23 protein-coding genes are annotated in these 21,837 nt (G+C 68.1%); 18 read left to right on the top strand and 5 right to left on the bottom strand.

Annotation, left to right across the window (positions count from 1 at the left end):
- Window positions 1-105 precede the first annotated feature (105 nt).
- Both AC57BS_RS17275 and AC57BS_RS17270 read left to right on the top strand, forming a co-directional pair.
- Complete coding sequence (locus AC57BS_RS17275; RefSeq protein WP_496412673.1) at window positions 106-981, top strand: NgoMIV family type II restriction endonuclease; 876 nt, start codon at window positions 106-108, stop codon at window positions 979-981.
- Between the two features lie 2 nt (window positions 982-983).
- Window positions 984-1,397, top strand: a complete 414-nt coding sequence (locus tag AC57BS_RS17270; protein WP_496412672.1) for a very short patch repair endonuclease — start codon at window positions 984-986, stop codon at window positions 1,395-1,397.
- Between the two features lie 35 nt (window positions 1,398-1,432).
- Here the strand turns inward: AC57BS_RS17270 and AC57BS_RS17265 are convergent, their stop codons facing one another.
- The gene (locus tag AC57BS_RS17265) at window positions 1,433-1,771 is read right to left on the bottom strand and encodes a hypothetical protein (RefSeq protein WP_496412671.1); all 339 of its coding nucleotides are present in this window, start codon (window positions 1,769-1,771) and stop codon (window positions 1,433-1,435) included.
- 97 nt (window positions 1,772-1,868) lie between these two features.
- Window positions 1,869-5,393, bottom strand: a complete 3,525-nt coding sequence (mobF, locus tag AC57BS_RS17260; RefSeq protein ID WP_496412670.1) for a MobF family relaxase — start codon at window positions 5,391-5,393, stop codon at window positions 1,869-1,871.
- A gap of 578 nt (window positions 5,394-5,971) precedes the next feature.
- Here mobF and AC57BS_RS17255 point away from each other — a divergent pair.
- The 12 genes from AC57BS_RS17255 to AC57BS_RS17200 all read left to right on the top strand — a co-directional run bounded on the left by AC57BS_RS17255 (window position 5,972) and on the right by AC57BS_RS17200 (window position 16,501).
- Window positions 5,972-6,382: a hypothetical protein gene (locus tag AC57BS_RS17255; protein ID WP_496412669.1), complete on the top strand. Its 411-nt coding sequence runs from the start codon at window positions 5,972-5,974 to the stop codon at window positions 6,380-6,382.
- A complete protein-coding gene (locus tag AC57BS_RS17250; RefSeq protein ID WP_496412668.1) occupies window positions 6,367-7,326 on the top strand; it encodes a hypothetical protein in 960 nt (319 codons plus the stop codon). The genes AC57BS_RS17255 and AC57BS_RS17250 overlap by 16 nt, the downstream gene beginning before the upstream one ends.
- A 26-nt stretch (window positions 7,327-7,352) precedes the next feature.
- Entirely contained in the window at window positions 7,353-8,030 is a 678-nt protein-coding gene (locus AC57BS_RS17245) for an SAF domain-containing protein (RefSeq protein ID WP_496412667.1), read from the top strand.
- 140 nt (window positions 8,031-8,170) lie between these two features.
- Window positions 8,171-8,794: a MinD/ParA family ATP-binding protein gene (locus tag AC57BS_RS17240; protein ID WP_496412666.1), complete on the top strand. Its 624-nt coding sequence runs from the start codon at window positions 8,171-8,173 to the stop codon at window positions 8,792-8,794.
- Entirely contained in the window at window positions 8,791-10,263 is a 1,473-nt protein-coding gene (locus AC57BS_RS17235) for a TadA family conjugal transfer-associated ATPase (RefSeq protein ID WP_496412665.1), read from the top strand. Before AC57BS_RS17240 ends, AC57BS_RS17235 begins: the two co-directional genes overlap by 4 nt.
- Window positions 10,260-11,120, top strand: a complete 861-nt coding sequence (locus AC57BS_RS17230; protein ID WP_496412664.1) for a type II secretion system F family protein — start codon at window positions 10,260-10,262, stop codon at window positions 11,118-11,120. Before AC57BS_RS17235 ends, AC57BS_RS17230 begins: the two co-directional genes overlap by 4 nt.
- The gene (locus tag AC57BS_RS17225) at window positions 11,117-12,019 is read left to right on the top strand and encodes a type II secretion system F family protein (protein ID WP_496412663.1); all 903 of its coding nucleotides are present in this window, start codon (window positions 11,117-11,119) and stop codon (window positions 12,017-12,019) included. Before AC57BS_RS17230 ends, AC57BS_RS17225 begins: the two co-directional genes overlap by 4 nt.
- 29 nt (window positions 12,020-12,048) lie before the next feature.
- Window positions 12,049-12,243 (top strand): hypothetical protein, encoded by a 195-nt coding sequence (locus tag AC57BS_RS17220; RefSeq protein ID WP_496412662.1) that lies wholly within the window; start codon window positions 12,049-12,051, stop codon window positions 12,241-12,243.
- Entirely contained in the window at window positions 12,212-12,646 is a 435-nt protein-coding gene (locus AC57BS_RS17215; RefSeq protein ID WP_496412661.1) for a TadE family protein, read from the top strand. Before AC57BS_RS17220 ends, AC57BS_RS17215 begins: the two co-directional genes overlap by 32 nt.
- Window positions 12,643-13,065 carry a TadE/TadG family type IV pilus assembly protein gene (locus tag AC57BS_RS17210; RefSeq protein WP_496412660.1) on the top strand — a complete coding sequence of 141 codons (423 nt, stop codon included), beginning with the start codon at window positions 12,643-12,645 and terminating at the stop codon, window positions 13,063-13,065. Before AC57BS_RS17215 ends, AC57BS_RS17210 begins: the two co-directional genes overlap by 4 nt.
- Complete coding sequence (locus tag AC57BS_RS17205) at window positions 13,062-13,484, top strand: TadE/TadG family type IV pilus assembly protein (RefSeq protein WP_496412659.1); 423 nt, start codon at window positions 13,062-13,064, stop codon at window positions 13,482-13,484. Before AC57BS_RS17210 ends, AC57BS_RS17205 begins: the two co-directional genes overlap by 4 nt.
- Before the next feature lie 629 nt (window positions 13,485-14,113).
- Window positions 14,114-16,501 carry an AfsR/SARP family transcriptional regulator gene (locus AC57BS_RS17200; RefSeq protein ID WP_496412658.1) on the top strand — a complete coding sequence of 796 codons (2,388 nt, stop codon included), beginning with the start codon at window positions 14,114-14,116 and terminating at the stop codon, window positions 16,499-16,501.
- Between the two features lie 40 nt (window positions 16,502-16,541).
- Here the strand turns inward: AC57BS_RS17200 and AC57BS_RS17195 are convergent, their stop codons facing one another.
- The 3 genes from AC57BS_RS17195 to AC57BS_RS17185 form a co-directional block, all read right to left on the bottom strand.
- Window positions 16,542-17,540, bottom strand: coding sequence for a PGN_0703 family putative restriction endonuclease (locus AC57BS_RS17195; RefSeq protein ID WP_496412657.1), 999 nt, complete (start codon window positions 17,538-17,540; stop codon window positions 16,542-16,544).
- The gene (locus AC57BS_RS17190; protein WP_496412656.1) at window positions 17,537-18,220 is read right to left on the bottom strand and encodes a TY-Chap2 family putative peptide chaperone; all 684 of its coding nucleotides are present in this window, start codon (window positions 18,218-18,220) and stop codon (window positions 17,537-17,539) included. The genes AC57BS_RS17195 and AC57BS_RS17190 overlap by 4 nt, the downstream gene beginning before the upstream one ends.
- 69 nt (window positions 18,221-18,289) lie before the next feature.
- Window positions 18,290-18,421 carry a hypothetical protein gene (locus AC57BS_RS17185; RefSeq protein ID WP_496412655.1) on the bottom strand — a complete coding sequence of 44 codons (132 nt, stop codon included), beginning with the start codon at window positions 18,419-18,421 and terminating at the stop codon, window positions 18,290-18,292.
- A gap of 401 nt (window positions 18,422-18,822) precedes the next feature.
- On the opposite strand from AC57BS_RS17185, the gene AC57BS_RS17180 reads away from it, so the two are divergent.
- From AC57BS_RS17180 to AC57BS_RS17165, 4 genes are read left to right on the top strand one after another with little or no spacing between them, the layout of a single operon-like run.
- Entirely contained in the window at window positions 18,823-19,731 is a 909-nt protein-coding gene (locus AC57BS_RS17180) for a bifunctional DNA primase/polymerase (RefSeq protein ID WP_496412654.1), read from the top strand.
- Complete coding sequence (locus AC57BS_RS17175; RefSeq protein ID WP_496412653.1) at window positions 19,728-20,072, top strand: hypothetical protein; 345 nt, start codon at window positions 19,728-19,730, stop codon at window positions 20,070-20,072. Before AC57BS_RS17180 ends, AC57BS_RS17175 begins: the two co-directional genes overlap by 4 nt.
- A gap of 53 nt (window positions 20,073-20,125) precedes the next feature.
- On the top strand, window positions 20,126-20,878 hold the full coding sequence (locus AC57BS_RS17170; RefSeq protein ID WP_496412652.1) for a serine/arginine repetitive matrix protein 2: 753 nt from the start codon (window positions 20,126-20,128) through the stop codon (window positions 20,876-20,878).
- The gene (locus tag AC57BS_RS17165) at window positions 20,871-21,830 is read left to right on the top strand and encodes a ParB N-terminal domain-containing protein (protein ID WP_496412651.1); all 960 of its coding nucleotides are present in this window, start codon (window positions 20,871-20,873) and stop codon (window positions 21,828-21,830) included. Before AC57BS_RS17170 ends, AC57BS_RS17165 begins: the two co-directional genes overlap by 8 nt.
- The last annotated feature ends 7 nt before the right edge of the window (window positions 21,831-21,837 follow it).

Genomic DNA, 21,837 nt, shown 5'->3' with positions numbered 1-21,837 from the left:
CTCGCCGCCGCGTTGCCCGTGTGGCTGGTGTGGCGTACCTGACCGACAGCCCATGCTGTCCGCGCGAGGTAGGTTCATGCCCGACTGACACGAAGGGATCCGTCCGTGCCTGCCACATTCGCCAAGGACCTGTGCGTCTTCCGTTCGTCGAACGGTAAGCCGAACACGTCTGACGCAAGCGAGGCCTTCTCCGTCGAACTTGGTGAGGCGCTCTTTCGAGCCCTTGGCGTCGACCCAGGCGCACGAGGAGGTGAGCCCACCGGCGATCCCTTCTCGCGGGAAGTTGCTGCCGCACTGAAGTCGGAGCTGCAGACACGCGACAGCCAATTGACTGTCGAACCAGAGCGGGCGCTCAACGCGTTCGAGCAGTTTCGACACGTCGGCGCGCTGCGTGACATGCGGCCCGAGCCGTCGCGCGAGTATGAGAAGGCTTGGCGCGCCGTCAGTCGCTTCGTACGTGGGAAGCTCACCAACCCGAAGGACATCGCACGCTTCGACTATCTGGCCGAGGCAGTTGAAGCGGCCACGACCAGCGAGACCGAGACGCGGCGCCTGCTTCTTGAAGAGGTTGGCCAGGAGTCCCTCCTGAAACTCGATGTGACAGCCGCCCAGCAGAGGCCAGGCCCAAAAACGCCGACGTTGGAGATCGGCCTCTCGCTCAAGTGGTCGCTCCGCACCGACCGGGCACAGGACTGCCGGTCGCAAGGAGCGAAGATGGCCGCGCTCAGGCGCGGCCGGATGCCCCACTTCGCCGTTGTCACGATGGAACCGCGCCCGTACATGCTCAATCTCCTCGGTGGCGGCTCCGGTGAGGTCGACTGCGTCTATCACCTTGACCTCCCTGCTCTGGCCAAAGCCATCGAGGAGACGTGCGTCGGGAACCCGCGCCGCCGCGCGACGCTCGAGACCTTCAACCGGCTCGTCGCGCAGCGGCGGCTGCGCGACTGGGACGAACTGGTGGAGTACGCCGCGACACTGTAAGTATGAACGAGTCATGGGCGTCCTCTCCGGCGGTGCGACGTGGCATGCAGGCGAACCGCGGACGAGACACGAAGCCCGAGATTGCCGTAAGGCGCGCTGCGCATGCAGCCGGACTGCGTTTCCGCGTCGATTACCGTCCGATCCCAGAGCTCAATCGCAGGGCTGACCTGGTGTTCACGCGCGCGAAGGTCGCTGTGTTCGTGGACGGGTGCTTCTGGCACGGGTGTCCCACCCACCACACCGTCGCGAAGTCGAATGCCGATTTCTGGGCGCAGAAGGTGACTCGTAACCGAGAGCGCGACGCCGAGACGGAGCGATTGCTCCGCGATGCCGGCTGGACCGTCATTCGAGCGTGGGAACACGAGCCTGCCGACGATGTCGTAGCCCGCATCGTCGCCTCTGTTCGACGCGCATGACTGCCAGCCTTCGGGGGGTCCGTGGGCAGACACGGTCAACTGGCCAAGGTCGTGGATCGCAGACCCGGCCGAGCGGACCATAGGCCCCGAACCACGAACTCCAGCGCGGCCAGTCCGAGCTTGATCGCGTCCCAGGCGAGGACCAGAACCAGAAGGTTGAGCCACCCGGTGGCGCCGTTCGCGACGGCGCTGGCGGCGGCGTGCATTGCCATCAACAGGCTCGCACTGACCACGACGAGCACAGCAGCGGTGCGCCATCGTGGCTCCTTAGCGCTCAGGCGGCGGACCAACAGGTTGGTGGGCGCATAGACCTGGAGGTAGCGATGTGCGGCCGCAACTGCGGCCATGACGGGGAGTGCGAGCAGTAGCAACATGGCGTTCCTCCTGGGTGGGGACCTCCTCCATAAGGCCATTCGAGGCTGGCCCCCGTTGTGCCGGGCATGCCTGTGGAAGACGACGCCTTACGGCTACCTATGGAGCTGAAACGGCCCGAGCTGCGATCGGCTGGAAGGTCGCGGAACGCTCGGGCGCGCCCGCTGCCCCGAGGCAGCGAACGGCGGCGAGAGCACGCTGTCGATCGGCGCGCTGAGCGTCATGCTTCGCTCCCCCACCAACCGGGAGTTCGGAGGTGATCTTGTAACGGTCGCGGTACGCGGCGACAGTCGCTGCCGCGAGGAGCCAGAGTTCGTTGGCCTTCGCCTCGGTAGGCGCGGTCCCCAGTCGGCGAGTCCAGGGGGCGCCGGCGTCGACGGCTGCGGTAGCCAGCGCGAGGGCGCGGGTCTCGATGAGCTCGGCTCGCTCATCGATCGACCGGCGGTCCTCGGCGGACATCTCCCCCAACGGCTCCGGAATGAGACCTGCGATCAGACGCGGGCGGAGCCTGCAGCCGTGCGGCTGGGACGCCGCTGCCTGCTCGACCCGGTACCGGAGCACCGCGGCAATATCTTCAGCGTCGTCGAGCTCGTGCTGCTTCACGATCCGAGGGAGGAGGCGATCGAGATCGTGGTGGTAGGCCTCCGCTCGGCGGAGGGACGCGGTGAGCGGGCCGAAGCCGTGTGACTCGACGACCGCTTCGTGCTGCTCAGCCGTAAGGCCGGATCGCCGCAGAAGTTCGACGAAGCGCTCGCGTTGGGCGTCTGCCGCAAGCGTCTCGAGTTCGGACGCGAGGCGGTCGATACCGCCGTGGATTGCGTACTCGGCTTCCATCGTCTGGTGAGCGGACATGCTCGTGCCGCTGTGCTGGAGGACCCCGAACAGCACCGTGCGCGCGGTGACGTCATCCTGTCCAGGAATCGAGTGACTTTCATCCGGCTGGTCGAGCGCGACATATGCGATGTTCGACTCGCGACCACGGCTCATGGAGACGTAGAGGTTCTCCCGGGTTGTGGACGCTGTGACGACGACGTGGGAGGTGTCAACAGTGATGCCCTGGGCCCGATGTGCGGTGATGGCGTAGCCGAGGTCGACGTCCTCCCGGACGTACTCGGCGGGCAGCACAGTCCTGCCCCGACGACGCGGATCGAGCCGGTCGACGAGTACGGAGCCGTCCCTCCGGATATCGACGATGCGCCAGCGGTCACCGTTCTTGACCCAGCCGCCGCAAGAGGTCCGGAGGGTGCGCTCGTTGCGCCGGGTGATGACCACATCTCCGACCGAGGCGCTGATGCCGGCTGCCAGCCGGATCTCTCGACCATCGACAGCGCCGTCGAACAGGAGACGCTCGGCGCGGGCCCGCTCGTTCAGAGCTCGCACGGCGTGGGATGACTCGGTCACGAGGATGCTGGCCTTGCCGGCGCTGCAGTCCGCGCGCCACGCCTCGTAGGCCCGGTCGAGCATCTCGTCGGTCTGTCCTTCGCGGATTCGCTTCTGGCGGCCGTACGTCGAGATGACCTCGACCTCACCGCGGCGAAGGGCGAGGGAGGCGTGCTTCTCCCACTCGTTGACGAAGCGATGGATGTCGGTCAGTTCAGGGGCGTCGGTGCGGCGGTCGACCAGGAGCGCGAAGGCGCCCCCGGCTTCGACGGACTGAAGCTGACAGGGGTCACCGACGAGCAGGACCTTGGCTCCGGCCGCCTCTGCGATGTCACTGATCCGGTCAAGCGTGGTCGTTCCCGCGAGCGTGGCCTCGTCGATGATCACCAGTTGCCCGGCGCGGAGATCCGTGCGTCCGTGGTTGTACTCATACAGCCACTTCGCCGTGTTGTCACAGGCGACCCCCAGGTCGTCGGCCAGTGCCTGCGCAGCTGTCGCGGAGGGCGCCAGACCGATGACGCTGCCCTGCCCGTGCTCGACGATCCACGCGGAACGAAGGGCGCGCATCGTTGTGGTCTTGCCAGCACCCGCGGGACCGACGAGCAGCTCCACCTGACGACCTGCCGCGGTGATGCTCTCGAGGGCAGCGCGCTGCTGAGAACTGAGTCGAGCCCTCGAGTGCGACAGAACCCGTCCCAGCGCGCTGGGGCGCACGGTCGGTGCGGTTGTGGCTTCCGACCGGTTCAGGAGTCGTGCTTCTGCCTCGATGATCGCCGTCGAGGAGTACTTGGCCGAGTGCCGCGGTCGAAAGAGGCTTGTGCCATCCTCGCGCTGAAAGCGAACTGGCGTGATCGCCAACTCCGGCGGAGTCAGCGACACCGACTGACACTGAGCTGCATCGACCACCATGGACACGACCGCCTCGCGGTCCGAGGTGGTTGCGAACCGGAGGTCCATCGTCTGCTTCGACGCCTCGGCCATGAGGTTCCAGTGGTTCCACACTGCCCTCTTCACCTCGACCGCGGCCACGACGTCAGCGCCGATCGCCCCGATCGCTGCCAGAGGAACGTCGTCGACGGTGAGCGGAGCGCTACCCACACCAAGGAGCGCCGCCGCCCACGCGGTCGCCTCGGTGCCAAGCTGGTCGGATGCCCGGTGTCGCCACCCGGCGGTGAGGTCCGCGAGCGAGCGCGTCGCCTTCGGAGGCCGGGTTGCTAGCGTTGCCTGGGCGCGAAGCTCCACGATGGTCTTGGGCGACGGCATCCGCCCGTGCCTCGCGACGTACTCCCGGACGAGTTCCTCCTTCTTGAGCTCGATCTCGCGAGTGCGGCTCGAGAACTCGGCGATGAGTTCATCGCTGACGCTGACGATCTCCCACTGCGGATTGCGGTCGGCGCCCCGTTCGCGGATTTCCCACTCGATCCCGAGGTCGCGGCTGAGACGATCGGCCAGCAGTGCGTTGTAGTGCGCTGACAGGCCCGTGATGGAGGAGAACACCGGGCGGCCGTCGAGGCTGCGCCACCGCTCGTCCATCACGGTCAGAACCTTGTTGGACACAACCACGTGGGTGTGGAGCTGTGGATCTCCGGCCCGCGAGTCGAAGTGGTCGTAGGCGACGGCGGCGACCCCGGCGACGCTGACCTGAGCCACGGCGCCGTCGCTGTCTGAGATACCTGCACGGGTGGCCGCCACCTCGCGCTCGAAGAAGTCGATGATGTCGGCGACGGCTTTGTGGTGCGCGTCTGCGATCCGCTCCTGGGTGGCGGCGTCGGCAACTCCCCACAGTATCGACACCGACTTTGGAACGCTGAAGGTGAGGTCGAAGCCCGCCACTGCGTGGCGCATGCCGGCAGCCGTCTCCTCGGCTTCGATCCTGCTCGTCTCAGCCGCGCAGTCTTCCTGCGTCATCTCCGGATCCAGGGCCGCCACTCGCTCGTCGATACGGTCCGTCAGGCGCTTGTATGTCGGATAGGCCCGGCCCAACTGCTCCCCCGTGATCGGGTCCCGCCCCATACCGATCAGCAGCGCGAGCTGCTCCTCGGTCACCTGCATCCCCGCTTCGAGCTGACCGCTCCCCAAAGCCCGGACTCCGGAGCCGAGCCAGCGGCCTGGCGGCGTACCGACCTCCGAGTAGTACCGAGTGAGCGGCGTAGACAGTGCCCTGCTGCTGTCACCGGCGGCGACGCTGCGCAGCAGGTACTGGTAGCCGCTGCCAGCGGACATCCTGCGCAGCGAGACCGTCACGGCCGATTCCCTTCCACAGCCCTCAGGTGCGCTTCTCCATCCACAGACCCCTCGATCTGCAATCCGTGTGAAGCCGAGGAGGGCTGAGGTGCAGGACACAGGGCGGGCAGGGCGAAGGTGAGGAAGAGCAGGTGGCGAGGTAGAGGGCGTGGAGGCAGGAGGACGAGGAGCGGGAAGGCGAAAAGGGGATGAGTTGGATCGGGATTGTTGGACGACGGAGAGCACCTGAGCAGTGGCCCGGAAAGGCGAAAACGACCGGGTGCGAAATCCAAATTCGGCGCTTACGATGAGGCGCAGACGATGCACGCACCGCCACGCGGGGTCGTCTGCGCCTCACGCCGAAAGGCGAGAGGAAATAGGACACACCAATGAAGATTCGACTCGGGCTGATCTCCTGGGCGACCGGCACAGTGATGTTGGCCGCGGTCGCTGCCTGTGGCGGCAGCGACACCGATCCCCCAGCAACCGCCGAGCCTTCGTCGATGTCGCCGAGCTCACCGACGACGAGCTCCTCGCCGAGTTCCCCGTCCGACGCGGCGACCGCCGATGCGACGGAGGCGGTCCGGAGCTACTTCACGGTGGTCGACCAGCTCCGCAGCAATCCTGCGGCCGACCTCAAGAAGCTGAAGTCAGTCGCGACGAGCGCGCAACTCAACGCCGTCACTACCCTCATCGACCGACAGCGCGACCAGGGCCAGCGGCAGACCGGCACGACAGCCATCAACGAACTGAAGGTTCAGTCGGTCAATCTCGACAACTCCGACCCGAAGGCAGGCAAGGCTCCGACAGTCGTCATCGACGTCTGCTGGGACGTCAGCAAGGTCGACGTGCTCGACAAGAGCGGCAAGTCGATCGTCTCCCCCGACCGCCCGGACACCGGGTGGACGCGTTACACCGTCGCGAACTACCACTACGCCGCCGACCCGACCGGCGACTGGCGCGTGGCGACCGGCCAGGACCTCAAGCAGACGCCATGCGCGGCATCCTGACTCGCCTCCTCCTGACTGCGCTGACGGCCGCCAGCCTCTCCGTCCTCGCCCACGTCCCGTCGTACGCCGACACCGTGTGCTCGCAGACCGACCCGGCGACCGGCGAGTGCCTCATCTGGATCGAGGTGCCGGGCACCCCGGGTACACCCGGTGAGCCTGGTGACGACGGCCCACAGGACACCGGCAGCGGGGCCGCCTGCTACTGGGACGGCACCAGCCAAGGGATTACCAAGCCTCCGCCCGGGCCAGTGCCCTGCTCATCTCCCGCGGGCTACTGGTCGAACAGCTACCACTGCTACATCAGTCCGGTGCAGCCGCAGCCGCCGGCGGGTGACCCGAGCTGGCAGGGTCACGAGCCGGGGGACGGCGCGGTCTACAACTGCTACCAGCCACAGACGGGGCTGCTCATCACCATCTGGTCGCAGGATCCACCGCCGAACTCCGGCACGGGACCGACACCACGCGAGGTGGCGCAGATCGCCATCGAGCGGATGCGCCTGTCGGCCATCACCATCGGCATCGCACCCGAGCCGGGTCCGGACAGCGTCGGCCTGGTCGGGATGCCGGTCTGGATGTGGGCCAAGGACCCGAACGCCCACACCGTCGGCCCCATCACCGAGAGCGCCTCCGCCGGGGGCATCACCGTCGCGGCGACCGCGAAGGTCCTCCACATCACCTGGGGCATGGGCGACGGCACCGAAGTCGTCTGCGACACGGCGGGCACGCCGTACAAGCCGTCGTACGGGAGGAAGGACTCCCCCGACTGCGGCCACACCTACACGAAGTCGAGCGCGCACGAAGCCGATGACGCCTACACCGTCACGGCCACGTCGAGCTGGGTCATCACGTGGTCGGGCGCCGGCCAGACGGGGACGATTCGGCTCGACGGCCTCAACCGCTCGACACAGATCCGGATCGGCGAGGCGCAGGTGCTCGTGAACTGACGAGCTGCGCGGGAGGTACGACGAAAGTGTCCACAACTGCCCGAGAGGACCGGCGGACCGGCCCGCGCCCCGCCGCGCCGGAGACCGCCGCCAGCATCACTCCCCCGCCCAAGCTCCGGAGACGCCCTGCGCTGGTAGTGGCCGCGGTCATCGTGACCGCGCTCGGCTGCCTGCTCGGCGCGTGGGCCTGGAGCGCGACGACGAACACGCAGGAGGTGCTCGCTGCCCGCGACACGATCCACCGCGGCGAGGTGATCGAGGCCGAGAACATCCAGCGGATCCGGATCAGCGTCGACCCGGCGCTGTCGCCGCTGCCCGCTTCGGCGTTCGACGACATCGTCGGGCAGCGAGCAGCGCTCGACATCGCGGCTGGCGGCCTACTCACCAGCGAGTCGACGGCCGACGAGCCGCTACCGCCTCAGGGCCAGTCGATCGTCGGGATCTCCCTGACACCCGCGCAGGTTCCCGGGATGCCTCTGTACGGCGGCGACAAAGTCCGCATCATCGTCACGCCGGGCGACAACGGAGAGGCACCCGCCAACTCTCCGCAGTTCACGGTCGCCGAGGTCGTCGACACCTACCTGGACGAGACGACAGGCAACACGGTCGTCAACGTCCTGGTGCCTCATGCCGATGCAGGCGTCCTTGCCGCGCGAGCCGCCACCGGGAACGTCGCCCTGGTGCTGGACTCCGGAGCCGAATGATGGCCGTCATCTGCCTGACCTCTGCCTCCGGCTCGCCCGGCGTCACCACGACGGCCGTTGGGCTCGCGTTCTGCTGGCCGCGCCCAGTGCTTCTCGTCGAGGCCGACCCCACCGGAGGCTCCGGCATCCTCGCCGGGTTCATGAAGGGCACGACGCCGTACGACGCCGGACTCGTCGAACTGGCGCTCTCGCCGCTGAGCACGGCGGATGCGCTGCGGGACGTCGTCCGGCCACTGAGTCCGAACGTCTCCCTCGTCGCGGGAACGCGGGCACACGCTCAGGCGGCAGCACTACGCGACGTGTGGGAACCACTCGGCTCGGCCCTGCGCGAACTCGAAGCGAGCGGGCAGGACGTCATCGTCGATGCGGGCAGGCTCGGGCTGACGGGGTCGCCGCAGCCACTCCTGGACTCGGCTGAGGCGACCCTGCTGGTCACTCGCGCCAACCTGCCGGCGATCTCTGCGGCACGCTCATGGGCCGAGACCGTCCGCGAGCCCGGGACCGGATGGAGACACCCGGGCCTGCTCCTCATCGGCGAAGGTCAGCCGTACCGCGACACAGAGGTCTCCAAGGTGCTCGGCCTGCCCGTGGTCGCCGACCTCCCCGATGATCCGGCGGCGGCCTCCGTCTATCACCGTGGCTCGCCCCCGCCCCGCCATTTCGAGACAGGCGCCTACGTCCGGGGGCTACAAGCAGCAGCCCAGTCGGTCCAGGCGCACGTCGCACGTGGTCGGTTCGCGATCGTCGAGGAGGCCCGGCGATGACTGAGGCTTCCCGCTACCTGAGCGAGTACGGCGACCTGTCGCGCCTGCCGCTGTTCAGCCAGCCGACCAACGGGGCGACGCCAGCAGCCGCCAAGCTGGGCGCTCCGGTCACCGCTCCTCCGCCGTCGGGCCCTGATGTCGATTGGCCGATCGTGGCGGAGTTGCGCGCTCGAGCGTCCGAGCAGCTGAGTCAGGCCGTCGCCTCAGACCGAAGCCGACTCGACAAGGCAGCTCAGCAGGAGCTCGGGCGTTCGATCGTGCTGGACCTCATCGAGTCCGCGATGGCGGACGATGTCGACGCCGGCCGCGGCGCATGGAGCCCCGCGCGACAGCAGGGCACGGCGCAGGCTGTTTTCGACTCGCTCTTCCGCCTGGGCCGTCTGCAGCCCCTGGTCGACAACGACGACATCGAGAACATCGTGATCGTCGGCCACGACAACGTCCTTCTCGAACTGGTCGACGGCACCCTGATCGATGGCCCGCCGGTCGCTGACTCAGACCAGGAGCTCATCGACTTCCTGGTCTTCCTTGCCTCGCGCAGCGAGGTCAACGCTCGCTCCTTCTCCGAGGCCCAACCACGGCTGCATCTGCGGTTGGACGGCGGATCCCGCCTGGCCGCCGCGGCCTGGGTCACGCCCCGCCCATCGGTCGTGATCCGACGGCACCGGCTGATGCAGGTAACCCTCGACGACCTCGTCGCCAGAGAGATGATGACGCCGACCGCGGCATCGTTCCTGCGCGCCGCGGTCCGGGCACGACGCTCGATCGTGGTAGCCGGCGCCCAGGGAGCGGGCAAGACAACCCTGGTCCGCGCGCTCTGTGCCGAGATCGACGCTATGGAGGCGATCGGCACCTTCGAGACGGAGTACGAGCTCCACCTCCACGAGCTCGGCCGCCACAAGGTCGTCCACGCGTGGGAGGCACGGCCGGGGTCCGGTGAGCGCGGGCCTGATGGCCGCCAGGCGGGCGAGTTCACCCTCGACGAGGCGCTCGTCGACTCCTTCCGGTTCAACCTCTCCCGCCAGATCGTCGGCGAGGTACGAGGCAAGGAGATCTGGGCCATGATCAAGGCGATGGAGTCCGGCACCGGCTCCATCTCGACGACCCACGCGGCTGACGCCGTGTCAGCCGTCCGCAAGCTCGTCACGTGCGCGATGGAGGCCGGTCCTCACGTCACCCAGGGACTCGCGACAAGCAAGCTCGCGGCCACGGTGGACCTGATCGTCCAGCTGAGCATGGAGACCAGAGCCGTTCCCAGTGGCTCGCAGCGGACGAGAAGGGTCGCCGAGATCATCGCCCTCGCGCCCGGCGAGAAGGAGGTCGGGTACGCCACCACGCACGTCTTCCGTGCCGATGCATCAGGTATCGGCGTACCGGACGTGCTCCCCGACGAGTACCGCGCGCTGGCCCACTACGGCTTCGACCTCGCGGCGTACCTCTCGACCCAGCCGTACGGAGCCCAGCCGTGAGCCCCCTGATTCCCGCCTTGGCAGGTGGGCTGGTCGCCATCGGCGTCCTCGGGATGGTCCTCGGCCTACGACCGACAGCCGAACCACCGCGCGACAAGCGCACAGCGCGAGGCCGCCACGTCGCCCTGACGTCACGCGCCCGGATGCTTCTCCTGATCGGTGTCGGGCTGGGCATTCTCGGCTGGGTCATCACCGGATGGGTACTCGCTCTGGTCATTGCACCGGTCGGCGTCATCGGACTGCCGTCTCTGCTGGGCGCTCCGCCCGCCGCCACCCAGATCAACCGGCTCGAGGCGATGGAGGAGTGGACGCGCTCCCTCTCCGGCGTCCTCACCGTCGGGATCGGCCTCGAGCAGGCGCTGGTCGCGACACTGCGCTCCACGCCGGCGCCGATCAGCCCTGAAGTCAGCCGGCTCGTGGCTCGCCTTCGTGCCAGGTGGAACACCGAGACCGCACTCCGGGCCTTCGCGGACGAGCTTGACGATGCGACCGGCGACCTGATCGCCGCGAACCTCATCCTCGGAGCGCGGCGCCGCGGCGCCGGGCTCGCGAGCGTTCTCGAAGGCCTCGCGGAGTCGGTCGCGGCCGACGTACGGGCTCGCCGCCAGGTGGAGGCCGACCGAGCCAAGCCCCGCGCGACCGCTCGATGGGTGACACTCATCAGCGCCAGCGTCCTGGTCGTCCTGGCCCTGTCCGGCAAGTACGTCGAGCCGTACGCGACCGCCATCGGCCAGGTGATCCTCGTCGTGCTTCTCTCGGCGTACGTCGGCACCCTGATCTGGATGCGGCGCATGGCCACCGGCAAACCGCTGCCGCGCTTCCTCGAGACCCGACGCGATGCGGTGGCGACGCCATGATCACGGGTCTCCAGATGGCGGTCCTGTCCGGCGGCCTCATCGGCCTCGGACTCGCTCTGGTCGTCGCGCGGCTCCTGCCCGCCGAGCCGGACCTCGCGGACGCGCTGGAAAGGGTCTCCACCACGCGCAATCGCGCGAACACGAGTGCTACGACGGTGCGGACTGGCAAGGAACGACTCGGGCTCTGGGGCATGCGCGTGCTACCGCCGGGCGTGTGGGTGCGGACGCCGACCCGCGAGCTTGCCCTGCTGCGGATCTCGGGCGCGCAGTTCTACGGCGAGAAGCTCACCTTCGCCACCCTCGGCCTCCTCATCCCGCCTGGCCTGACGCTGCTCTTCAACTCCCTCGGGCTCGGCCTTCCGCTCCAGATCCCGGCCCTCGCCTCGATCGGCCTCGCAGCCCTCATGTTCTTCATCCCGAACTACAACGCGCTCGACGAGGCGCGGAAAGCACGCGTCGAATTCGCCCGCGCCCTCGGCGCCTATATCGACCTGGTCGCCCTCGAGCGCCACAACGGCATCGGTGTCCGACAGGCCATGGAAGCAGCGGCTGAAGTCGGCGACTCCTGGGTCTTCACCCGGCTCTCCGAGGAGCTGACGCGGTCGCGCTGGTCGGGACTCCCGCCTTGGGACGCATTGCACACCTTGGCAGAGGAGCTCGGACTCCCCGAGCTCGACGACTTCGCCGACATCATGCGGCTCTCCGGCGAGGAGGGAGCGAGCGTGTACGCCACCCTGCGTGCCCGGTCCGCCGCCATGCGCACGGCGATGCTCAACGAAGAGATCGCCCAGGCGAACGCCGTCGGCGAGCGGATGACCATCCCCGGCTCGCTGCTCGGCGTCATCTTCATGGCCCTGCTCGTAGCCCCTTCATTGCTTCGCATGTTCACGACCTCGTGACACGGAAGGACGGATCCAAGGAGGAACTCATGTTGAAAGTCCTGATCCAGCTTCAGCTGGCGGTCCTGACCGCGTACGACGACCTGCGAGCCGCCCGGCGAGACGAGCGGGGCTCGGTGACCACGGAGCACGTCCTCTGGGCTGTCGCCGTGATCGCCATCGTCGGGATTGTGGTCGCGGCTGTGACGACCTATGTCAAAAGTCAGGCCGGCAACATCAAGTAGCCGCCGCCGGCGGCGCGACGACCGGGGCTCGGTCTCGATCGAGCTCGTCATCCTGCTGCCCGCGCTCTTCGCGGTCATGTTCCTTGGGATGCAGGCGGCACTCTTCTACCACGCGCGGACGGTGGCCATCGCCGCGGCGCAGGAGGGCGCACGAGCGGCCGGCGCAGAACACGGTCGGGAGGCCGACGGCGTCGGCGCGGCCAACGACTTCCTCGCTGAAGCCGGCGGTGACGACGTGCTCACCCGGAGCTCGACCACGGCCAATCGCACGACCACGACCGCGACTGTCACGGTCACGGGCTTCAGCCTGAGCGTCATTCCCGGATGGAACGTCCGGATCACGCAGAGCGCGTCGGTCCCCGTTGAGCGGCTGACTGCTCCGAACGCGGCGGGAACACCATGAAGCGGCGAGACGAGCGCGGATCAGCGGCGATCGAGGCGGCGATCGGCGTACCTGCGTTCGCGCTGTTTGTCGGCCTGATCATCTTCGGCGGCCGTACGGCGACCACCCACGAGGCGCTCCAGTCGGCTGCCGCGGACGGCGCGAGGTCGGCCTCGCTCGCGCGGGACTCGCAGACTGCACGCGCCGACGCTCACGCGGCTGCCGTAGCGAGCATCGCGAACCAGAAGATCGGCTGCTCCGACGTCGACGTCAGCGTCGACACCGACGACTTCAACAAGCAGCCCGGTGTACCCGGCTCGGTCGACGTCACAGTCTCCTGCCGCCTGAACCTCTCCGACCTGGCGGTCCCGGGCGTCCCCGGCTCGCGGGTCATGCGCGCGACCATGTCCAGCCCGATCGACACCTGGCGGGAACGATGACCCGGCGGCGGGACGAGCGCGGCTCGATCACCGTCTGGCTGGCTCTGGCCAGCTTCGTGATGATGTTCCTTGTCGGATTGGCCGTCGATCTCGGCGGCCAGGTGCACGCCCACGAACGAGCCCATGATGTGGCAGCCCAAGCGGCTCGCGCCGGCGGCGAGGAGGTCGAGGGCAGTGCGGCCATCCAAGGGCACGAGCTCACCATCAGCCCAGCTGCGGCTCGTGCTGCGGCTCAGCGCTACCTCGATGCCGCGGGCGTCACCGGGACGGTCGAGATCACCAATGGCGACACGATCACGGTCACCGTCCACGACTCGTACGACCCGCAGTTCCTGGGCTTGATCGGCATCCATCGTCTTGACGTGTCGGGGACCGCGACCGCTCGTCTGATTCGCACCCTCGGAGGTAGCCAGCGATGAGCACCCTCAACTCCCGCCTGCGTGGACTTGCAGCCACGCTGGCCCTTGTCGCTTTCATGCTCGGCGTACCGGCCGTCCTGGTCGCGATCGGCGCAGTCCCGGATCTGGCGGCGTTCTCGTGGTCGAGACTCACGGCACCGGACGACGGCACGCTCGTGGTCGACCTGATCGCCGCGGTCTGCTGGATCGCCTGGGCAGTGTTCACCTGCCAGGTCGTCGCATCGATCGTCTCCCAGGTCCGGGGCATCCGCACCCCGCGGTTGCCTGGATTGGCCATGCCGCAACTCGCCGCAGATCGACTCGTCGCAGCAGCTGCCCTGCTGTTCGTCGCCCTGCCGTCGGCGACCGCGCTTCTGCCCCAGCCGAGGGCCGAGGCCGCCGCAACAGCTGCACCCTTGCCCGACGACTCCCGACTCGTGATGGAGCCCGCCTCCGCCGCTGCACCTGCGCCGACGGTCGAGCATGAGAAGGAGAAGGAGCCAGAGGTCGAGCGGTACACCGTCAAGCGTGGCGACAGCCTCTGGAAGATCGCCCAAGACCGCCTCGGCGACGGCACGCGGTACATCGAACTCGTCGCGCTCAACGAGGCCGTCCTCGACGGGCGTCCCGACTTCCTACTTCCCGGAACCGTGCTCAAGGTCCCCAGCACAGACGGCTCTTCCGACGGCTCGTACGTCGTCCAGCCGGGTGACACCCTCTCCGAGATCTCCGAGGACCAGTTGGGCGACGCCGATGCCTACCCGTCGATCTTCCGAGCGTCGCGCGACACCGTTCAGCCAAACGGTGCCCACCTCTCCGACCCGGATCTCATCCTCCCCGGCTGGAAGCTCACCATCCCTGGACAGTCACATCCAGCCGAGCCGCAGGAGCCGAAGCACGTTCAGGACCCACCTCTCCACGAGACGACTCCTCCCACCGATGGCGCGACTCCCCACACCCCCGAACTAGCCGATCCGGCACCCGCGCAGGATGCCCCCGAATCTGCCGAGGACGAGACCACCCCGAGCTGGCTGCTCCCGGGACTGGCCGGCGCCGGAGCGCTCCTGGCCGGGTCGCTTTGGCTGGTGCTCCGACAGCACCAGCGAACCCAGCTGCGCTATCGCCGGCCCGGCAGGATCATCGCGCCACCGCCAGACGAGTTGCTCGCGGCCGAGAAGTCGGTGCAGGTGTCGGGATCCGTCATCGCCCACCCGATCGAAGAGCTCGATGCGGCCGTCCGCGGCCTGGATCCCGCACCGCGCCTGGTATCCGCCCGACTCTCAACGAGCCGGATCGTGCTGACGCTCGCGGAGCCGGCTGAACTCCCCACGCCATGGACTGGGGAAGGCGATACATGGCAGCTCTCCGTCGACGCGGTCACGATTCCACCCCCGGACGCGCTGTCGCCGTACCCGATGCTGGTCAGCGTCGGGCAGGCAGACGACGGAGCGCTCGTCCTGCTCAACCTCGAGGAGCTCCGTGCGCTGGCGCTGACCGGGGACGGCGATTGCAGCGCCGCACTGGCTCGCCATCTCATGGCTGAACTGGTCGTCAACCCTTGGGCCTCGCCCGTGCACATCGAGGCGCTGGGCATCGGCGGAGAGCTCACCGCGATCAACCGCGACTTCGTCCACGTCCACGACCCCGAGGACGACGCGTTCCTTGAGGCTCTGGCCGACGACCTCGGGGCCGCCAGTCCGACCGGCGAGCCAGACGAGTTCCACGCGGCGATCATCGCGGGCGGCAACAGCGGTCCTGATCTGACGCGCTTGGCCGGAGCCATCGTCGGCTTCCCGGGACGCTCCGGCCTGGCTCTCGTGTCCATTGGAAGAGAACCGTCCCCGCCGTTCGTCGACGTCAACCTGAGTGCCGAAGGCCGTCTGCGGATCCCCTCGCTCAACCTGGATGTCGCTTCCTCGGGGCTCACTGCCACGGAGGCAGAGGCGTGTGCGGCGCTGATCGACCTCACCACGGAGGCCCAGGTGGTGCCTATCCCCCGTTCCGCCGACGAAGGAACCGTGACGGATTGCGCTGGTGCGCTCGTCGACGAACTGACCGAACCGCGCCCAGAGGAACAACCGGCGGGCGCCTCGTCGCTGCTACCGCTCGACACCCACGTGTACGCCGACCGGGCGGCCACAACCGTCGATGACGTCGAGGCTCTTGCTCCCAACGCAACCGATGAAGCCGCGCCAGCCGTGCAAGCCGCCGACCCGGACCTCGACGAAGACCTTGCCCGCTGGGATTCGCCGGTGCCTGTCGTGCCGAAGGTCGCACTGCTGGGTCCGGTCACGGTCAGGACTCTGGGCGACGCGACAGCTACTGCCCACCGGCGGCCCTACTACGTCGAGTTCCTCGCCTACCTCGCGCTCCACCCGAACGGAGTCACCGCCGAGAAGCTCGCCGAGGACCTCTGCATCCGCCCCCAGAAGGCGCGCTCCGACTTGAGCATCATCCGGAAGTGGCTCGGGCAGAGCCGGGCAGGCAAGCCTTACCTCCCGAGGGCCCAGCAGACCCACCAGGACGGCATCCCCGCGACGTACGCCCTCGACGGGGTTCTCTGCGATCTCGACCTGTTCAGACGTCTCCGTGCTCGCGGCCAGAGCCGCGGCGCCGAGGGGATGGCTGACCTCGTCTCCGCACTGCACCTCGTCAGCGGCGAGCCGTTCACCGACCTGCGCAAGGACGGGTGGGGCTGGCTCCTCGAGGGCGACCGGCTCGACCACATCATGACCGCCGCGATCGTCGACGTGGGGCACATCGTCACTACCCATGCTCTGGCTGTCGGCGACCTCGACCTCGCCGACTTCGCGTCGAACGTCGCCCTCGCCGCGTCGCCGTACGACGAGATCGCCACCCTGGACCGCGTCGCGGTCGACCGGGCCATGGGGGACGTCGAGGGAGCCGAAGCGCGGCTGCGGAGCGCGGTCTCCAACCGGAGCGATGACGACTACGGGCCCATCCAGATTCCGCCCCGAACCGCGGAAGTCGTCGATGCCAAGCGTTCAACCACCACTGGCCGACGGCGCACCGGTTGACCTGCGTCACTCCCGCCAGCCTTGGCCGTGACCCAAGCCGTCACCACAGGTAGCGCCCGATGAACCGTTCCTTTGACTGCCCGCCATGGGCGAACGCGGCATCTACGACGTCCTCGATTGTGTGGGCGCCGAACGAGGCGTCCCCATCTGCAAGGACGCCCTCGTAACGTCGGGCGGCGTCAGCGAAACTCACGTTGCGGCGGGGGTAGATCAGTGCGTAGCTGGTCTGGACCGTCCACTCGTCGGCTTGCGTGCGCATTGATAGCGCGAGCAGATGGTCGCGCCAGATTTGACGGAGGTCGGTAGTGAGTACTGTGTCTTGCCACCCGGCCAGGAAGGCTCCCGAGGCCTCCGCGATAGCTACCAGGAACGCCGTCTGTTCCTGGTAGCGCGAGTACGACGTCGCGTTGGCTGCGCTCGGGATTGACTCCTTTGCGGAGTGCTCGTGGTACTTCGTCTCGATCCCGACGACCGTGCGAGGACGCCCGGCTTGCCCGAGGCGAAGCGCGACATCGAATGCGGTGCGGTCGCGCGTGTACTTGTCGGAGCGCCTCGCTGGGGACCATTCGAAGGCGATGTCCGACGGTCCGTCGGCCGGAACCCCGAACAGTTCGGCGAGCCGGGCGCGGGAGACCTCGTTCTCCTCCAGTGCGGCCTCTCCGAAAAGGTTGAACGCCATCGGCATCGAGGAGAGCAGGTCGCGCCTCAGTCGCTGCGCATCGAGCGTCTCGTGGTCCTCCTTCTCCCGCAGCCGAGCCTCGGCGACCTCCCGGATGGCCGGCGAAAGGAAGTTGGCTCCAGTATCCGCGTCGACGCCGGTGAGCTTGGTCCCGTTGGAGATGTCCTCGGGCGGAATGTCGGGGTGGGTTCCGCGGCCCTTGTGCGTGCCGAAGGACTGGATGGACAACTCGTCGGCGGCCCACCGGTGCTGGCGCCAGCGTGCCTCGCGTTTGAAGGCAGTCATCGCGAGGCCGCCGACCTTGTCGGTGTTGAACCAGCATCCTGCGTCGCGGAGGTCCTGCTCGGCGGGATAGTTCACGGCTGGGCTCCTAGTTCGAGGACGACTGCGAGCAGCGGCGGCAGCCGTCGTCCAACCTTCTCGTAGGTGGTCGCCATGTTGATTCGGTCGCCGCTGATCGACCAGACGTCGCCCGTGTTCGTGTCGAACGCGGCCTGCAGGCCGCGGGTCGCTGCACGCCAGTACGCGAACCGCGGCTCACCGTGCGAACTGTCGGCTCTGGCGGTGCGCTCCCGGATCTCGGGATAGGCCTCGAGCCAGTCGGCGGGACCCGCCCCGTAGCCAGAGGTATCCAGCGCTCCCATGGTGATCTCCATCGGATCCGCGAACATGTAGAGGCCTGCGAGTGCAGAAAGGATCCGGTACACGAGTAAACGCGGGGTGGATTCCGCTGCCCGGTCGACCGGCGGGAGACCAGCGGCTTCCTCGATGGCTTCGACGAGGCTCCGAATGTCGCGCCGGATGACCTCATCCCACGGCAGTGACTCCCAGCGAATATCCGCTCCATCGTCGCGGCCGTGCACCTGGATGGTGCCCTCGCGGTTGAGCATGATGACGCAGCCGCGTCCGCTGCGGAGGGCGAGTACGTCGTACTGGCCGCCGCCAGGATGCTCACGTCGGACGACGAGTTCGGGATGCCGGCGTGCCAGCGAGACAGCCAACCTCCACGATGCTGCCTCGACCACAGTCCGTTCGATCACCGGAGCAACGCTAGGGCACAGGCGCGACACATTCCGTTGAACCAGGTTCTGACGCGGAGGCTGGATGACTCACTCGCGCTCGGCTGCCTCGATCTCGCGTTGAAGTGCGAGCACGTCTTCCGGGGTGGAGCAGTCAGCGAACAAGTCCGCGTATGGGTCGTCTTCCACGGGTTCGAGGCCGTCGTCGTCGAACTTCCCCATGGTCGACTACTTGAGGATCCAGACCTTCGTGCTGCGAGGGTGATCCCGGCGAACCCTGCCTTGCGACTCAAGTTCCTTCACGGCGCGAGTCCGCACCGACTTCGCCTGGGCGGCCGTCATCCCGAACCGATCCATCAGCCACGGATGCAGAGGTGCGTGCGTCACGAGCGTGCCAGTCTCCGCGTCCCTGCCCGCGTTGCTGCGCAGGTGGTCGTAGACCGACTCCACGTAGTCGCTGATCCCATGGGGCACGGGTCCGATGGTAGTCCGTTCACGCCCTCGGCGCGGCCGAGCGCAACGACTTAGGGATACCTGTTGACCTGCACAAACGCAGGTATCCCCCTCTCGAATCCGGGCAGGTATCCCGAAATCGTGGATACCTGACGGCGCATCGTCGTGGCATGTTCGACCCCAACAACCCGATCCCGCGGTGGTCGGTCTCGACGATGCAGCGCGTCGCTGCGGAATCGACGCTCGCCGCCGCCGCGCTGAGCTACGCCAACCTCGGCATCCCGGTGTTCCCATGCGTGCCCGGCGGGAAGCAGCCGCTCACAGCGAACGGCTTCCACGACGCGACGTCCTCGGCCCGTGTCGTGCACAGTTGGTGGCAGCGAACACCCGACGCGAACATCGGTCTGCCTACCGGCGCCCGCACCCGCATTCTCGTCGTCGACATCGACGTTCACGCGGGCGGCAGTGGATTCGCGGCGTTCGAGCGTGCTCGCTCCGAAGGGCTTGCCACGCACTGGGGCTGGCTTGTTCGCACGCCGTCGGGCGGGGTCCACGCCTACTACCCGAGCGTGCCCGACCAGGAGCAGCGGCCGTGGCAGGTCCCGTCCGCGCACGTCGACTTTCGGGGCGATGGCGGTTACGTCATCGCTCCCCCGTCGCGGCTCGAGGTTGACGGCGCGATCAGGGCGTACGACGTCATCGCGGTCGCGACCCAGCCAGCGAAGCCGCTGGACGCGGTCGAACTTCGCCAGTTCCTGGAACCGCCCCGGCCGCGACCGATAGCACCACCCTCAGCGCTGCCTCCGAAGGGCTGCCGCCCTGAGGCGCTGGCCAGAGTGGTGGCGCTGACTCCGGAAGGCGGTCGTAACCGCGCCCTCTTCTGGGCGTCATGCCGCATGGCCGAGGACGGCCAGAGCCGCGCGAACGCTGTCAGGTACTTGATGCCCGCCGCCCAGTACGCCGGCCTTCCCGATCGCGAGATCGAGTCGACCATCGACTCCGCCTTCCGGATCGCGTCCCGGCTCGGCCCCGGGAGCCGCCTGGGCCCTACCCATAAGAATGAGGCGATCCAGCTGTGAACACCCACGCCGAATACCGCCGTCACCGCTACCGTCTGCCGGAGCCGCCGGTCCCGAACACCGAAGCGGCCGCGAGCGCCCTCGCTCGCCAGCGTGATCCGTCGCTGACCCTGACTGAAGCGCAGGCACCGGCGAAGGCACACAAGGGCATCGCCTGGATTCGGCCGACCGAACTCGCGTCGTACGTCACTCCGATGCTCGGGCGCGGCATCGACCTCCATGCCGAGTTGCTCCGCCGTGCAGGGCGTACTCCTGTCACGACGCGGCGGGCCCTCCAGCGAGGCGTCCACTCCCCCGCGCCGACACCGGCGGCGAACCGGACGGAGGGACTGTCGCTGTGAAGCATTCATTCGAAACCGCGACTGGCCTGCGCCGGCTTCTCGTCCGTCTGCGGGTGTCCGGACCGAACGCCTGGGAGCACGACGCCGAGGCCCACGACCTCATGCTTTACGCCGCACGGAAGTACGAGGCGCTCGCGATCAAGCACCGCTGCGACCCGACCGCCGGAGCCGCGGCAGCCTTTGAGGCCATGCGGACCTACGCCGTCCGCACAGCTGACGACCCGTGGGCCGTCGTCACCATGGCGGTCAAGGTCACCCTCATTGCTGAGGAGCGCGCCGACGGACTCCTATGCTCCGTCGACCAGGCCAGGCGGCCGGAGATCTCCAGGCACCACGACGTACGCCGGTTCTGCGACACGGAAGCCGACCTGCCCAACTTCCTTCCCGCGCTCGCCTTCGAACCGTTCAACCCAGACGAGACCCCGCCGACTGGCGCGTACGAAGCGGTCGACGCGACGATCGACCTCTTCACCGCGCTGGGCTGGCCGCGGGACACAGCCACCTGCACGCTCGACTACATCTCCGCCCGCCTCGTCGAATCCGGATCACGTCCCAAGGCCCACGCGGCCTTGCGGCGCGACCACACCGCGCGGGCACTCCTCGACATCGAGCAAGAGGCATGGTCGACGGTGCTGCGGATCATGCTTGGCAATCCGAACCCCGACGAGGCATGTACGTCGGACGGGCACGGCGTACTCCTGCGGCTGCTCATCGGCCACCCGGTCACCGAACTCCTGGACGATGACCTGCTGGTCTTCGAGATCAGCGAGACCGCTCCCCGACCTAAGGCTCGGATCCATGCGTGACACCCGCGGCCACATCGAACTCGACCGAGCGCTCGACTCGATCACCGTCGGCGTCCGTCACCGCAAGGACCCCGGCGACCTCAAGCCACTCATGGAGTCGATCGAACGGCTCGGCCTGCTCCAGCCCGTCACCATCACCCCTGAGGGTCTCCTCGTGTGCGGGTCGCGGCGCCTGGAGGCCGTACGCCGGCTCGGCTGGCGCACCATGAAGGTCTGGGTGCGCTCCGGGATCTCCGACAAACTCTCGCTGCTGCTCGCCGAGCAGGATGAGAATCAGCTGCACAAGCCGCTCAACGAGCTCGAGAAGGCGTCGCTCTACCGAGAACTGAAGGCGCTTCGAGCCGAGGACGCGGAGCGGCGGATGCAGGCGACCCAGTTCGGGGGCTCCGGGTCCGCACCCGGTGCGGAGCCGGGCGAGACCGGTGACGCCCGGTCACACGCGGCCATGGCGATCACCGGCAAGGCGTCGTACAACACTCACGAGCGGGTCTGCGCGCTCATGGACTGGGCCTCCCGAAAGGCCACGCCACCGGAGATCCGCGCCATGGCGAACGACGCGCTGAAGAGGATCGAGCAGGGCGAGCCGGTGAAGCCGCTCTACCTCCAGGTCAAGGAAGCCTTCGACCAGGCGCAACAGCCTCAGCCTGAGGAGGAGACGGATCTCGCTCGGCTGGCTCGTGAGGCGCGCGAGCGTGCCGAGCGGGAGGTGCGCGACAAGGGCCGGAAGAACCTCAAGCGCAGCCACGGGCCGGGCAGCCACTTCCGCAGCGTTCGTTCGTTCAACCTCACCTGGACAGAGCTCGATGGCTGGACCGAGCTGTACGACGTCGCCGCCCTTGCTGCCCAGCTCACACTCAGCGATTGGGAGCGGTTCGACCGCGTCGTGACAGCGACGATCGCGTTCCGCGACCAGCTCGTTGCCGCCCGACGTCACGCCGCGACATCGGCATAGTCGGCGC

The sequence above is a fragment of the Nocardioides sp. BGA-UO-ETr-FS32 genome, from assembly GCF_059567905.1.
The sequence above is the reverse complement of the archived record's forward strand: the minus strand, read 5'-3'. Positions and strand labels throughout refer to the sequence as shown.

Coding starts and splice junctions, on each gene's coding strand:
- AC57BS_RS17270 (WP_496412672.1), top strand. CDS start 984: ATGAACGAGTCATGGGCGTCCTCTCCGGCGGTGCGACGTGGCATGCAG.
- AC57BS_RS17265 (WP_496412671.1), bottom strand. CDS start 1,771: ATGTTGCTACTGCTCGCACTCCCCGTCATGGCCGCAGTTGCGGCCGCA.
- AC57BS_RS17250 (WP_496412668.1), top strand. CDS start 6,367: ATGCGCGGCATCCTGACTCGCCTCCTCCTGACTGCGCTGACGGCCGCC.
- AC57BS_RS17240 (WP_496412666.1), top strand. CDS start 8,171: ATGAAGGGCACGACGCCGTACGACGCCGGACTCGTCGAACTGGCGCTC.
- AC57BS_RS17235 (WP_496412665.1), top strand. CDS start 8,791: ATGACTGAGGCTTCCCGCTACCTGAGCGAGTACGGCGACCTGTCGCGC.
- AC57BS_RS17225 (WP_496412663.1), top strand. CDS start 11,117: ATGATCACGGGTCTCCAGATGGCGGTCCTGTCCGGCGGCCTCATCGGC.
- AC57BS_RS17220 (WP_496412662.1), top strand. CDS start 12,049: ATGTTGAAAGTCCTGATCCAGCTTCAGCTGGCGGTCCTGACCGCGTAC.
- AC57BS_RS17215 (WP_496412661.1), top strand. CDS start 12,212: ATGTCAAAAGTCAGGCCGGCAACATCAAGTAGCCGCCGCCGGCGGCGC.
- AC57BS_RS17210 (WP_496412660.1), top strand. CDS start 12,643: ATGAAGCGGCGAGACGAGCGCGGATCAGCGGCGATCGAGGCGGCGATC.
- AC57BS_RS17205 (WP_496412659.1), top strand. CDS start 13,062: ATGACCCGGCGGCGGGACGAGCGCGGCTCGATCACCGTCTGGCTGGCT.
- AC57BS_RS17185 (WP_496412655.1), bottom strand. CDS start 18,421: ATGGGGAAGTTCGACGACGACGGCCTCGAACCCGTGGAAGACGACCCA.
- AC57BS_RS17180 (WP_496412654.1), top strand. CDS start 18,823: ATGTTCGACCCCAACAACCCGATCCCGCGGTGGTCGGTCTCGACGATG.
- AC57BS_RS17165 (WP_496412651.1), top strand. CDS start 20,871: ATGCGTGACACCCGCGGCCACATCGAACTCGACCGAGCGCTCGACTCG.